This is a genomic window from Limnohabitans sp. Bal53 (assembly GCF_003063355.1).
Lineage (GTDB): Bacteria > Pseudomonadota > Gammaproteobacteria > Burkholderiales > Burkholderiaceae_C > Limnohabitans_A.
Genome location: NZ_NESH01000005.1, coordinates 61,681 through 74,068, shown reverse-complemented (window position 1 = coordinate 74,068; position 12,388 = coordinate 61,681). Strand labels below are relative to the sequence as shown.

The following is a 12,388-nucleotide window of genomic DNA, read 5'->3' as shown; positions in this document are numbered from 1 at the left end:
GGTGGACCCGAATGTGCCAGAGCCCTAACCCTTGGGCTTTGACACAAATCAATAACGCCGCATCACCGAATCAAAATGGCCCTGAAGTCGTTCACATTGGTGTGTGTGGGCCCGGTGATGACCAGATCGCCCAAGGGCTCGAAGAAGCCATAGGCGTCATTGCGCTGCAGGTGCTCGTCCACCTTGTGCCCCAGCGCCAAGGCGCGGGCCAGCGTGTCGGGGCTCACTTGCGCCCCGGCGTTGTCCTCGATGCCGTCAATGCCATCGGTGTCCGCCGCCAGGGCCCAGACGCCACTTTGGCCCTGCAGGGCTTGTGCCAGGCCCATGCAAAACTCGCCCGCCCGGCCCCCGCGCCCCTTGGGCACACCTGCAGCTTGGGGCTTGATCGTCACGGTGGTTTCGCCACCGCTCAAAATCACACACGGCTTGGTGAAGGGCCCCAGGCCCTTGGCCGCCGCACGGGCGAGCGCCGCGTGCACTTTGCCCACCTCGCGCGATTCACCTTCGATCTCGTCGCTCAGGATGTAGGCGTTCAGCCCAATCGCTCGGGCGGCATCGGCAGCGGCCTCCAGCGACTGCTGAGGGGTGGCGATCATGTGCACGCTGTGCCCCGCAAACACCGGCGAGTCGGGCTTGGGCGTCTCCCAAACACCCGACTGCAAAGCCTGCAGCACCGAGTCGGGCACCGTGATGGCGTAGCGCCGGAGGATGGCCAGCGCATCAGCGCAACTGCTGGCATCGGGCACGGTGGGGCCGCTGGCGATGATGGACGGGTCGTCGCCCGGTACATCGCTGATGGTGAGTGTGACCACCCGCGCCGGGCTGCAGGCCGCCGCCAGACGCCCGCCTTTGATGCGCGAGAGGTGTTTGCGCAGGCAGTTCATCTCTGAAATATTGGCGCCGCTCGCCAGCAGCTGGCGGTTGATGTCTTGCTTGACCTGCAAGTCCATGCCGTCAGCTGGCAAGGTCAGCAGCGACGAGCCGCCGCCCGAGATCAGGCACAGCACCAAATCATCGGCCGTGAGGCCTTTCGTCAATTCCAAAATGCGCTCGGCCGCTTGCAGCCCCGCTGCATCGGGCACAGGGTGAGCGGCCTCGACCACCTCAATGCGCTCGGGCAATCCTGCCGGACGCGGCGGTGTGTGGCCATAACGCGTGACGACCAGGCCCGACAGTGGCGCGTCCTGGGGCCACAGGGCCTCAACGGCTTGTGCCATGGCGCCGCCCGCCTTGCCAGCACCCAAAACCAGGGTGCGGCCCTTGGCAGGATCTGGCGGGGTGGGCAAATGGACGGCGGTGTTATGAAGGGGCAAGGCCCGCAGTACGGCTACATCGTAGAGTTGGCGCAAAAAAGTCAGGGGCGAATCTAGCGTCGATTCAAGGGGTGAACCTCTGCGTGAAGGGGTCAAAGGTGTCGGTGCATTCATACGAAGATGTTAACTTCTCCAGCGGCGATGTCATGACCCGCCATCAGCTCCAGACTGCGGCACAAGGCCGAATGGTCCAACCCCGCCAAGCCATGGGCTACACACACTTGCATCAACTGCGCTGCGCTGGCGGTGTGGGGCAAAGCCAGCCCCATCTCTCGCGCACCTTGAAGGGCCAAACCCAGATCTTTCTGGTGCAACTCGATGCGGAAACCCGGATTGAAGGTGCGCTTGACCATGCGTTCACCATGTACCTCCAGAATTCGGCTAGCGGCAAACCCACCCATCAGCGCCTGGCGCACCTTGGCGGGATCGGCGCCGGCTTTGCTGGCAAACAGCAGCGCTTCAGCCACCGCCTCAATGTTGAGCGCCACGATGATCTGGTTGGCAACTTTAGTGGTTTGACCATCGCCATGTCCACCCACATGGGTGATGTTCTTGCCCATGGTTTCAAACAAGGGCTTGGCGCGCTCGAAGCTGCTCTCCAAACCGCCCACCATGATGGTCAGGCTGGCCGCCTTGGCACCCACTTCACCGCCCGAAACGGGTGCGTCCAGGTGTTCGCAGCCCAGTGCATGAATGCGTTCTGCCATCTTTTTGGTGGCCATCGGGCTGATCGAACTCATGTCAATCACCAGTTTGGGCTTCCCCCCGCTGCCCAGTGCTTGGGGTTTCAGGCCTGCCACAACACCGCGATCGCCAAACAGAACGTCCTCCACATTGGGGGTATCCGGCAGCATGGTGATGATCACATCGGCGCGTTTGGCCACTTCTTCGGCACTGGTACACAAGGTCGCCCCGCCGTCCACCAAATCGGTTGGAACTTTGCTGCGCGTTTGCACAAACATCATGTGCCCGGCCTTCATCAGGTTCAGGGCCATCGGCGCGCCCATGATGCCCAAACCAATGAAACCCACCTTCATACCGCTTTTGGTCATTTGCTTTCCTTGTTCAATTTTGATTTTTTCAATATTTCAGGCCGCGCAAGCCTGGGGGTTGGACGTCAGCGCTTGAAACCAGTCCAGACCGGCCTCGGTCCCGCCTGGCCCGGCGTTGCGGGGCTTGTATTCACAACCCACCCATCCGCTGTAACCTATTTGGTCAAGCCACTGAAAAATATGCGCGTAATGGATCTCGCCCGTGCCGGGCTCGTGACGTCCTGGCGTGTCGGCAATCTGCACATGGGCTATGCGGGCCAACTGCTTTTGCAAAGTGGCCGACAACTCGCCCTCCATGCGTTGCGCGTGGTAAAGGTCGTATTGCAGAAACAAGTTGTCAGAAGCCACCTCGTCCATGATCTGCAAGGCCTGCGCAGTGCGGTTAACAAAAAAACTGGGAATGTCATAGGTGTTGATCGGCTCGATCAGCAAACGCACACTTTTACGCCCTAAGATGGCTGATGCGTGGCGCAAATTGCTCACCAACGTGGCGCGCGCCAGCGTCGGGTCTACCCCCGCTGGCAAGATACCCGCCAGACAATTGATCTGGGGTGTGCCCAACACCCGCGCATAGTCCAACGCTTGGTTCAGACCTTCACAAAACTCCCGGACCCGATCTGGGTGGCAGGCGATGCCGCGCTCACCTGCTGCCCATTGGCCTGCCGGCAAGTTGTGCAAGACCAGACGCACACCACTGTCCTTGATAGCTTTGGCCACTTCTTCGGCAGGGTGGTCATAGGGAAACAAAAACTCCACAGCTTCGAAACCCGCGCGCGCAGCGCTGTCAAAACGGTCCAGAAAAGGCAGCTCGGTAAAAAGCATCGACAAATTGGCAGAAAAACGGGGCATGACAAAACTCCTGTGCTCTAAAAAATGAACCGATTACTCCAGCAAGCCCGCCAACTCCAAGCCCTTTAGGCCTTCAGGGTGGCGGCAGTCAATGGCTTCAAATTCATTGATGCGGTCAATCTCTGTACCCATGGCCACATTGGTCACTTTTTCCAAAATCACCTCCACCACCACGGGCACGCGAAACTGCCGTGCCATGGCTTGGGCTTGCACCAAGGCATCGCCAATTTTTTCAGGGTCAGTCACGCGCAGCGCCTTGCAACCCAAACCCAGCACCACGGCGTGGTGGTCCACACCAAAGCCTTTCAGTGCCGGGTCTTCAACGTTCTGGTTGTCAAAGGCCAGTTGCACGCAATAGTCCATGTCGAACTGACGCTGCGCCTGGCGAATCAAGCCCAGATAGCTGTTGTTGACCAGCACATGCACATAAGGCAAACCAAACTGCGCCCCCACCGCCAGCTCTTCAATCAGGAACTGGAAGTCATAGTCACCCGACAAACCCACCACGGTGCGCGTAGGGTCCGAAGCCACCACCCCCAGAGCGGCCGGAATGGTCCAACCCAAAGGCCCCGCCTGACCACAGTTGATCCACTGCCGTGGACCAAAAACGTTCAGAAACTGCGCACCGGCAATTTGCGACAAACCGATGGTGCTGACGTAAATGGCATCGCGTCCGAAAGCCTTGTTCATCTCTTCGTAAACGCGCATGGGTTTGATCGGGGTTTCGGTGTAATGGCTTTTGCGCAGCATGAGGCGCTTTCGCTCGGTACAGCGCTCAGCCCACTCGGAATAATCGTGCAAAGTACCGGCGGCTTGACGTTCGCGCGCCACCTGCACAAACAGGGCAAGGGCGGCCTTGGCGTCCGACACGATGCCGTAATCGGGCATGAACACACGGCCAATCTGGGTCGGCTCGATGTCGACATGGACAAAGCGGCGGCCCTTGGTATAGGTGTCGACCGAGCCGGTGTGGCGATTGGCCCAGCGGTTGCCAATGCCCAGAACAAAGTCACTGGCCAGCATGGTGGCGTTGCCATAACGGTGGCTGGTTTGCAAGCCACACATGCCCGCCATCAGAGGGTGATCGTCCGGGATGCTGCCCCAGCCCATCAAAGTCGGGATGACCGGAATGCCCGTGATCTCAGCGAACTCGACCAGCAAATCGCTGGCATCGGCGTTGATGATGCCGCCACCGGCCACAATCAGCGGCTTGTCGGCACTCATCAGCATGTCAAACGCCTTGTTGATTTGGGCCAAGCTGGCGGCAGGCTTGTAAACCGGCAGCGGTGTGTAAGTGTCGATGTCGAATTCGATTTCTGCCAATTGCACGTCAATCGGCAAATCGATCAACACCGGGCCGGGACGGCCCGAACGCATCAGGTGGAAAGCCTGCTGAAAAGCCCATGGCACCTGGGCCGGTTCGCGCACCGTCACCGACCACTTGGTCACGGGTTTGGCAATGCTTTCGATGTCAACTGCCTGGAAATCTTCTTTGTACAAACGCGCCCGGGGGGCCTGCCCGGTGATGCACAAGATCGGAATGCTGTCGGCAATGGCCGAATACAAACCTGTGATCATGTCGGTCCCGGCGGGCCCCGAGGTGCCAATGCAGACCCCGATCTGACCGGCATGGGCCCGGGTATAACCCTCGGCCATGTGCGATGCCCCCTCGACGTGCCGGGCCAGCACATGGGCAATCTGGCCACGCTTGCGCAGTGCGGCATACATCGGGTTGATGGCGGCCCCAGGCACACCAAAGGCCTGGGTAATGCCTTCTTTTTCCATCACGCAAATTGCGGCTTCAACAGCGGTCATGCGGGTCATCGGGTTTCCTTTTGAAAGTTGAATCAAACTGGGGACGATGCTATTGATGGACATGAAGTTTGGGAATAGCATTGCAGGTACTTTCATTCAATACTCTGGGTATTGAACCAACGGGAGGCCAAAGTGGACCGCTTCAAGGAAATCGACGCATTTGTTCAGGTCATGGACCATGGCAGTTTGGCTGCCGCTGCACTCGCAGAGGGGGTCACGCCGGTCATGATGGGCCGCCGCCTGGACGCCCTTGAGCAACGACTGGGGACGCAACTGGTGATTCGCACCACCCGTCGCCTCACTCTGACCGATCAGGGGGCCAGCTATCTGGACGAATGCCGCCAATTGCTGGCCCGCTGGGACGAGGCCGAACGGGCTGTTTCCTCGCAACACCAACGCGCCAGCGGCCACTTGATCGTGTCAGCCCCTGCCGCGTTTGGGCGCTTGCACGTTGCCCCACATGCCAGCGCATTTTTGGCGGCCAACCCGGCAGTGCAAATTTCCTTCAACCTTACCGACCGTGTGGTGGATCTGGTGCGCGAAGGCTACGACCTGGGGCTGCGCATCGGGGGACAAATTGACCCCAACTTTGTGGCCATCAAGCTGGCCACCAACCAGCGGGTGGTGTGCGGCACACCCGCTTACTTTCAGCGCCGCGGCAAACCCCAAACCCTGGACGATCTGCGCCAGCACAACTGCCTGGCCTTTAACCTACAAGGAGGGCAACAACGGGGTTGGTACTTTCAAAAAGACGGCAAAGCCGTCACGGTCAAAGTCGAGGGCAACCTGGATTGCAACGACGGCGAACTTCTGCACCGCTGGGTCAGCGAAGGCCTGGGGCTGGGCTGGCGTTCCACCTGGGAGATACAAAAGCAGCTGCAAAGCGGCGAACTGGTGACCGTGTTGGACGACTTCGCCCTCCCCGCCTATGACATTCTTGCCGTCTATCCGCAACAAAAGCACTTGCCTGCCAAAGTACGGTTCTTCATTGAGCACCTTAAGAAAATCTACGCCAAACCCGGCTATTGGCTACAGAACTGATGAAGCGGTTCCGGTCCGTCCACCCCCTACAAAAGGCCCCTGTGCTTGCGGCACAATCAGGCCCGTGCAATGACAAACTGCACAACCAGCACAGCCCGGTCCGCTCGGCAACGCGGTGCTCGCCCAGGCGCCTTGAAATTTAAAGGACAGCGGGGATTCGGCCGTGAATTATTCATACGATTGATGAACCCGTTTGATTCATACGCCTGATTCATTGCCCACAAGGACACGTCCATGCCCACCCTGCTGATTCACCGCGCCCGCTGTATTGCCACCCAAGACGATGCCAACACCGAACTAAAAGACGCTTCGCTTCTCATCCGCGATGGACGCATTGAGCGCATCATCCAAGCCGCTGAAAGCACCGACGCCCTGTTGACCCAAGTGGACGAGGTCATTGACGCCCACCACCATGTGGTGGTGCCCGGCCTGATCAACACCCACCACCACATGTACCAGTCGCTCACGCGGGCGATTCCGTCGGTGCAAAACGCCGAGCTGTTTTCTTGGCTCAAGGGGCTGTACCCGATCTGGGTGGGCCTGACACCCGAGATGGTGCGCGTGTCGGGCCAAGTGGCCATGGCAGAACTCCTGCTGAGCGGCTGCACCACCAGCAGTGACCACCTCTACATCTACCCCAACGGCGTGCGGTTGGACGACAGCATTGAAGCGGCGCACACCATCGGCATGCGCTTCACGGCCACACGCGGCAGCATGAGTGTGGGCGAGAGCCAAGGCGGTTTGCCACCCGACCGTGTGGTCGAGCAAGAACCTGCCATCCTGAAAGAAACCCAGCGCCTGATTGAAAGATGGCACGACGCCAGCTTCGGTGCGATGACGCATGTGGCCGTTGCCCCCTGCTCACCTTTCAGCGTGAGCCAGGACCTGATGCGCGAATCGGCAAAGCTCGCCCGCGCCCAAGGTGTTCGCTTGCACACCCACTTGGCCGAAAACGACCACGACATCGCCTACACCCGCGAAAAGTTCAACTGCACCCCCGCGCAATACGCCGAAGATTTGGGCTGGGTGGGCCACGATGTGTGGCACGCCCACGGCGTCAAACTCGACGACGAAGGCACCTATTTGTTTGCACGCACGCGCACGGGCATTGCCCACTGCCCGTGCAGCAACATGCGCCTGGCCAGCGGCATCTTGCCCCTTCGAAAAATGCTCGACGCGGGCGTGCCCATTGGCCTGGGTGTAGACGGCAGCGCCAGCAACGATGCGGCGAATTTGCTGAACGAAGCCCGCCAGGCCATGTTGTTGGCGCGTGTGGGCAGAGCATTGGAACCCTTCGGCTGTGACCACGGCCCCGCCGAGATGACACCCCGCGACGCCCTGCGCCTGGCCACTCGCGGCGGCACCGAGGTGCTGGGCCGTGCCCACGAGTTGGGGCAAATCAAAGAGGGGTTTTGCGCCGACATCGCCATGTTCCGCACCGACACGCTCAGCATGGCGGGCGGCGCGGTGCACGACCCGGTGGGGGCACTCTTGCTGTGCGCCAGTGACAACGCCGACTACACCATCGTGAACGGCCGCGTGGTGGTGCGTCAAGGCCAGATCACCACGGTGGACATGGGGCCGCTGGTTGAGCGTCACAACCAACTGGCGATGCAGTTGGCCTTGGGTGTGAACTGACAAGCGCTAATCAATGCACGCCAGAACCCAGGGGCAACCGCCCCTGCCGATAGGCCGCCGGCGTGGTGCCCGTCCAGCTTCTAAAGGCCCGGATGAAGGAGTTGCTTTCCTGAAAGCCCAGCAGCCACGAAATCTCGCCGGCTGAAATGTCGGTGCGGCTCAGGTAATGCCGCGCCAGTTCATGGCGCACCTCGCTGAGCAGTTCTTGAAACCCCACCGACTCGTCGGCCAACTGCCGCTGCAAAGAGCGTTTGCTGATGGCCAAGCGCTGGGCCACAGCGTCGATGCTGCTGATGCCGGCCGGCAGCGTCTCCAGCAAAACAGCCCGCACCCGCTCGCGCAAGCTCGCTTGCACATCCAACTCAGACAGCCGGCTGTTGAGGGCAGGCTCAAACGTGGCCCACATGGCCATGTTGTCGGTCAAAAAAGGACGCCGCGCATCTTGCGCCGAAAACGTCACTTGGATCTGTTCAGAGGCCCCCAAAGCACAGCCCAGGTACGCCTGATAGGGCGCCAGGTTCAAGGGCACATCGGGAACCGAGGCGGACAAGGGCTCGATGCGCTCGCGCGAGCCCAAGCGTGCCAGTTGCGTGAAAAACGCCAGTTCCGACACCCCCAAGCTGCGGGGAATCGGTTCGTCGCTGCCGTAGCAGCTGAGCGTGACCCGCGTGCGGTCTGCTTGGATGTCGACCACCATGTGCAAGGGACACATCAGGCGTTTGTAATGCGCCAGCCGCTGCAGCGCCGTGTTCAGGTCGGGGCTGCACAGGCAGGCGAACATGGCCGGGTCAAAGGCCTCCACCGACATGGCTTGCGCGAGTTTGAGGGCCAACTCGTCGCCAGCGGCGGCCTGCTCCAGTCCGCGCCACAGGTCAAAGTACTGCGCGGGCGACAAACTCGCACCCCCCGGGCGTGCAAACAGGTCACCCGGCAGCCGCGCCAAGCTCAGCACATCGGCGGGGGCGTAGCCCATGTCGAGGATGAGCAGTTTCCAACCCATCTGCACAGAAAAGCGTGTGGCCTGTTTCACGGTAGGGGGCTTTCTGGCGTGTATTGTGGATGAGGCTTACTTGGCCTGGCTCATGATGGCCATGTCAAAGAAGCGGTCCCCGAAATACTTGCGGATGAACATCAAGGGCTTGGCCATTTTGCCGATGACGTAACGGGTTTTGGGGCGGCGCGAACGCACAGCCTGCAGTATGGCATCGGCTACCACCGAAGGGGGCGAGGCGGCGCCCGCTTTGGCATAGGTGCTGCGCATCGCCTTGGCCATGCCCTGCGCCATAGCTTGGTAAGGGCCTTGGCCCGAACGCGCCAGCATGGGCTCGAGCATCACGCCACCCCATTCGGTGGCAATCACACCGGGCTCGATGATCACCACCTGAATGCCAAAGGGGGCCAGCTCGAGGCGCAAGCAATCGCTCCAGCCCTCCACCGCATGCTTGGTGGCGTGGTACCACGAGCCCAGCGGGGTGTACATCTTGCCGCCCATGGACGAGATGTTGATGACCTTGCCCGCCCCTTGGCGGCGCATGTGCGGCAGGGCCAATTGCGTGAGCCGGGCCATCCCAAACAGGTTGACCTCAAACTGGTAGCGGGCATCGGCCAAGGTCGAATCTTCCATCGCGCCGTACATGCCAAAGCCCGCGTTGTTGACCAGCACGTCGATGCCCCCATGGCCTTGGGTGATGGTGTTCACGGCAGCGACGATGTCGGCATCCACCGAAATGTCCATCTGCAGCGGTATCGCGCCCAAGGCCCGCAGGTCTTCCATTTGCGCCACACGCCGGGCCGCGACGTAAACCACCAAGCCCTCTTGCAGTAAGCGCTTGGCCGTTTCTTTGCCCATACCGGACGATGCGCCGGTGACGAGCGCCACTTGTTTTGCGGGGGATGTGGATGCCATGGAAAACTCCGTTCGTGATTGTGTTGCGAATGGACCCATGGTCGCCGCTAGGGAGCGAAGCGTCACCATCGGATCGCGCCAATGCGCATGCCGAAGATGCCAAGTCGCCATCACAAAGTCTTGTTTGGATGTTGTGCCGGCCCTTGTTGTGCTTTAGCTAAAATAGCCATCCACCGGGAGATCAGACCATGCAAATCACCGCCACAGAAGCCAAAAACCGTTTTGGCAGCATTTGTGCCCTCGCCAAGGTTGAGCCCGTCTTCGTGGAAAAGGCGGGCCAGATCGATACCGTCATCCTGTCAGCCGATCACTATCGCGCTTTGCAAGCCAACCAAAACAAAACCAGCCTGGCGACGCGAAAAAAAGAATTTGAAAACGAATTTGGTGACTGGATTGCGGCTCAGAACAGCTGGGTCGAAAAAAACGGCATACCGGGTGCAGACCTGCGCCCTTGGTGAACCGCGATGGCTCAGTTCGACGTTTATGTGAACCCCAGCGAAAGCGCTTCACTCGGCATCCCTTATGTGGTTGTCGTTCAAAGTGACTTGCTCGATGCCTTGGCCACGCGCTTGAGCATCCCTCTGGCCTCCATTGATTTTTCTGAAAAATCCCCGGAAAAGCTTTGCCCAATGGTCATGGTGAACGGGCAAAGCCTGCGTGCCTTGGCGCACTATTCAGCGCCCTTACCCACACGCAGTTTGCGCGAACGGGTAGGCAATTTGGCACCACAAGCCAGCGTGTTGATCGCAGCAATGGACTTGGTGGTTTCAGGCGTTTAACCAAGGCACGCGATGTCGAGCGCGGCGGTCAACCGCGGCGAGCATGTCGCACTGTTGGCGTCGGACTCACAAGTGTTTTGCCCTCAACGCAAATTCAAGCTGTCCTACACTGAGGCCATGATCCAAGGCCTCGTTCAACTCTTCCTCTTCCAAGCGCTCGGCGAGCTGCTCTCCAAGTTCGCCCTGCCTTTTATCCCCGGGCCCGTGCTGGGTCTGGTCTTGCTGTTGGCGTTTTTGGCCCTGCGCGGCCATGTGCCCGCGTCCATGGACCTGGTGGGCAGCGGCATCTTGCAGCACCTGGGGCTGTTGTTCATTCCCGCGTCGGTGGGCGTGGTGCTTTACCTGCCCGTCTTGCAGGCCAACGCTTGGGCCATCACGGCGGCGCTGGTGCTGAGCGTGGCGGCCACGGTGGCGGTCACCGCGTTGGTGCTCAAACTGTTGGCCAAAAAGGACAGCGCGGCATGAACAACACCTTGCCGCCCATTTCCGACATTTGGGTCTACCTCTCAGGCAGTCCGCTGCTGGCTTTGGTGCTCACGCTCAGCGCTTACCTGCTGGGCCTGACCTTGTACGAGCGCAGCCAGCGCAACCCGCTGGCCAACCCGGTGCTGATCGCGGTGGTGGTGGTGTGCATCGGCATCAGCGTGATCGACATGCCCTATGCGCAATACTTTGAAGGCGCGCAGTTTGTGCACTTCTTGCTGGGCACGGCCACGGTGTCGCTGGCCATTCCGATTTACAAAGGCTTTGCCTCGCTCAAGGGGCGCATGGGGGTGTTGCTGCTGTCGCTCATGGCAGGTGGCATCACCTCGGTGCTGACGGCGGTGGGCATGGCGCGTTGGCTGGGCGTGGACGAAGCGCTGGTGCGCGGCCTGGTCGCCAAATCGGTCACCGCGCCGATTGCCATGGGCATTGCCGAGCGCGTGCAAGCCTCGCCCACCCTGACCGCCATTTTTGCGGTGAGCACCGGCATCTTGGGCGCGGTGCTGGGCCGCTATGTGCTCGACGCCCTGCGCGTGACAGCTTGGTGGCAACGCGGCTTTGCCCTGGGTGTGGCCGCGCACGGCATTGGCACCTCACGCGCTTTCAGCGTGAATGCCGAGGCCGGGGCCTATGCCAGCCTGGGCATGGGACTGCATGGCATTGCGGGGGCGATGCTGATCCCGTATGCGGTGGCTTGGTGGTACTAACGCGGTGGCCAGTGGCGACACCTTGGCGCCATTGCAGGTAATTTGCCAGACATAATCAAGATTCTCCGAGCCATGCGCACCCGCGTGTCGCCCTCGCCGATTTCCGATGACCGACCTTGCGCCATGCACCGCACCATTTTTGACACCCCCATCGTCAACAGCGCCTTGCGCAGCATGTCGCTGGCCTTTCTCAAAGCCACAGGCTGGAAAATTGAGGGCCAACTGCCTGAAGGGGTGACCAAATGCGTGCTCATTGCCGCGCCCCACACCAGCAACTGGGACTTGCCCTACACCTTGATGGTGGCCTTTGCCTTGCGCCTGCAAATTTACTGGATGGGCAAAAGCAGCATCTTTTCGTTCCCGTTTGGGCCGGTCATGCGCTGGCTGGGCGGCATTGCGGTCAACCGCTCACAAGCATCCAACTTGGTGGACTCTTGTGCACAAGAATTGGTCAAGGCCGAAGGCTCGGTGCACCTGGTGGTGCCGCCTGAAGGCACGCGCAGCAAAACCCGCTATTGGAAAACCGGCTTTTATTACATCGCCCTGCAAGCGCAAGTGCCCATCGTGATGGCCTACATGGACTACTCGCGCAAAGTCAGTGGCCTGGGCCCTTTGTTTGTCCCGTCTGGCGACATCGACAAAGACATGATCGCCATCAAGGCGTTTTATGCGCCCTTTAAGGGCAAAAATGCAGACCAGTTTGAGACACCCCCAGAAAATCTATAGGTCTCTCACGCAATGGGCTAAGCACCCTTAGCAACGGCTGTTAGTCCGATGGCGTGGGGCAGCTGGTACCCCATCGCCA

General features: G+C 60.4%; 13 protein-coding genes. 7 read left to right on the top strand and 6 right to left on the bottom strand.

The features are described from left to right. Positions 1–62 precede the first annotated feature (62 nt). From B9Z50_RS13260 to gcl, 4 genes are read right to left on the bottom strand one after another with little or no spacing between them, the layout of a single operon-like run. Entirely contained in the window at positions 63–1,427 is a 1,365-nt protein-coding gene (locus B9Z50_RS13260) for a glycerate kinase (RefSeq protein ID WP_233249867.1), read from the bottom strand. Next, entirely contained in the window at positions 1,424–2,365 is a 942-nt protein-coding gene (locus B9Z50_RS13255) for a 2-hydroxy-3-oxopropionate reductase (protein ID WP_199221743.1), read from the bottom strand. The genes B9Z50_RS13260 and B9Z50_RS13255 overlap by 4 nt, the downstream gene beginning before the upstream one ends. 36 nt (positions 2,366–2,401) lie before the next feature. Continuing rightward, positions 2,402–3,214 (bottom strand): hydroxypyruvate isomerase, encoded by an 813-nt coding sequence (gene hyi / locus B9Z50_RS13250; protein WP_108365109.1) that lies wholly within the window; start codon positions 3,212–3,214, stop codon positions 2,402–2,404. Between the two features lie 33 nt (positions 3,215–3,247). Then, positions 3,248–5,038, bottom strand: coding sequence for a glyoxylate carboligase (gene gcl / locus B9Z50_RS13245; protein WP_108365107.1), 1,791 nt, complete (start codon positions 5,036–5,038; stop codon positions 3,248–3,250). 123 nt (positions 5,039–5,161) lie between these two features. Between gcl and B9Z50_RS13240 the strand changes: the two genes are divergently transcribed. Together B9Z50_RS13240 and B9Z50_RS13235 are read left to right on the top strand one after the other, a co-directional pair. Beyond that, positions 5,162–6,070, top strand: coding sequence for a LysR family transcriptional regulator (locus B9Z50_RS13240; protein ID WP_108365433.1), 909 nt, complete (start codon positions 5,162–5,164; stop codon positions 6,068–6,070). A gap of 234 nt (positions 6,071–6,304) precedes the next feature. Then, positions 6,305–7,708, top strand: coding sequence for an 8-oxoguanine deaminase (locus B9Z50_RS13235; RefSeq protein ID WP_108365105.1), 1,404 nt, complete (start codon positions 6,305–6,307; stop codon positions 7,706–7,708). A gap of 10 nt (positions 7,709–7,718) precedes the next feature. On the opposite strand, the gene B9Z50_RS13230 is transcribed toward B9Z50_RS13235, so the two are convergent. Next, on the bottom strand, positions 7,719–8,738 hold the full coding sequence (locus tag B9Z50_RS13230; RefSeq protein ID WP_108365103.1) for an AraC family transcriptional regulator: 1,020 nt from the start codon (positions 8,736–8,738) through the stop codon (positions 7,719–7,721). A gap of 36 nt (positions 8,739–8,774) precedes the next feature. After that, on the bottom strand, positions 8,775–9,614 hold the full coding sequence (locus B9Z50_RS13225) for an oxidoreductase (RefSeq protein ID WP_108365101.1): 840 nt from the start codon (positions 9,612–9,614) through the stop codon (positions 8,775–8,777). 188 nt (positions 9,615–9,802) lie between these two features. Between B9Z50_RS13225 and B9Z50_RS13220 the strand changes: the two genes are divergently transcribed. From B9Z50_RS13220 to B9Z50_RS13200, 5 genes are all read left to right on the top strand, one after another. Beyond that, positions 9,803–10,072, top strand: coding sequence for a type II toxin-antitoxin system Phd/YefM family antitoxin (locus B9Z50_RS13220; RefSeq protein WP_108365099.1), 270 nt, complete (start codon positions 9,803–9,805; stop codon positions 10,070–10,072). A 6-nt stretch (positions 10,073–10,078) separates the two neighbouring features. Next, positions 10,079–10,393, top strand: coding sequence for a CcdB family protein (locus tag B9Z50_RS13215; RefSeq protein WP_108365096.1), 315 nt, complete (start codon positions 10,079–10,081; stop codon positions 10,391–10,393). 117 nt (positions 10,394–10,510) lie between these two features. After that, positions 10,511–10,858 (top strand): CidA/LrgA family protein, encoded by a 348-nt coding sequence (locus B9Z50_RS13210; RefSeq protein WP_108365432.1) that lies wholly within the window; start codon positions 10,511–10,513, stop codon positions 10,856–10,858. Next, the gene (locus B9Z50_RS13205; RefSeq protein WP_108365094.1) at positions 10,855–11,583 is read left to right on the top strand and encodes an LrgB family protein; all 729 of its coding nucleotides are present in this window, start codon (positions 10,855–10,857) and stop codon (positions 11,581–11,583) included. Before B9Z50_RS13210 ends, B9Z50_RS13205 begins: the two co-directional genes overlap by 4 nt. Positions 11,584–11,706: 123 nt before the next feature. Beyond that, on the top strand, positions 11,707–12,309 hold the full coding sequence (locus tag B9Z50_RS13200) for a lysophospholipid acyltransferase family protein (protein WP_108365431.1): 603 nt from the start codon (positions 11,707–11,709) through the stop codon (positions 12,307–12,309). Positions 12,310–12,388 lie beyond the last annotated feature (79 nt).

Coding starts and splice junctions, on each gene's coding strand:
- hyi (WP_108365109.1), bottom strand. CDS start 3,214: ATGCCCCGTTTTTCTGCCAATTTGTCGATGCTTTTTACCGAGCTGCCT.
- B9Z50_RS13225 (WP_108365101.1), bottom strand. CDS start 9,614: ATGGCATCCACATCCCCCGCAAAACAAGTGGCGCTCGTCACCGGCGCA.
- B9Z50_RS13200 (WP_108365431.1), top strand. CDS start 11,707: ATGCACCGCACCATTTTTGACACCCCCATCGTCAACAGCGCCTTGCGC.
- B9Z50_RS13220 (WP_108365099.1), top strand. CDS start 9,803: ATGCAAATCACCGCCACAGAAGCCAAAAACCGTTTTGGCAGCATTTGT.
- gcl (WP_108365107.1), bottom strand. CDS start 5,038: ATGACCCGCATGACCGCTGTTGAAGCCGCAATTTGCGTGATGGAAAAA.
- B9Z50_RS13235 (WP_108365105.1), top strand. CDS start 6,305: ATGCCCACCCTGCTGATTCACCGCGCCCGCTGTATTGCCACCCAAGAC.
- B9Z50_RS13260 (WP_233249867.1), bottom strand. CDS start 1,427: ATGAATGCACCGACACCTTTGACCCCTTCACGCAGAGGTTCACCCCTT.
- B9Z50_RS13210 (WP_108365432.1), top strand. CDS start 10,511: ATGATCCAAGGCCTCGTTCAACTCTTCCTCTTCCAAGCGCTCGGCGAG.
- B9Z50_RS13205 (WP_108365094.1), top strand. CDS start 10,855: ATGAACAACACCTTGCCGCCCATTTCCGACATTTGGGTCTACCTCTCA.
- B9Z50_RS13215 (WP_108365096.1), top strand. CDS start 10,079: ATGGCTCAGTTCGACGTTTATGTGAACCCCAGCGAAAGCGCTTCACTC.
- B9Z50_RS13255 (WP_199221743.1), bottom strand. CDS start 2,365: ATGACCAAAAGCGGTATGAAGGTGGGTTTCATTGGTTTGGGCATCATG.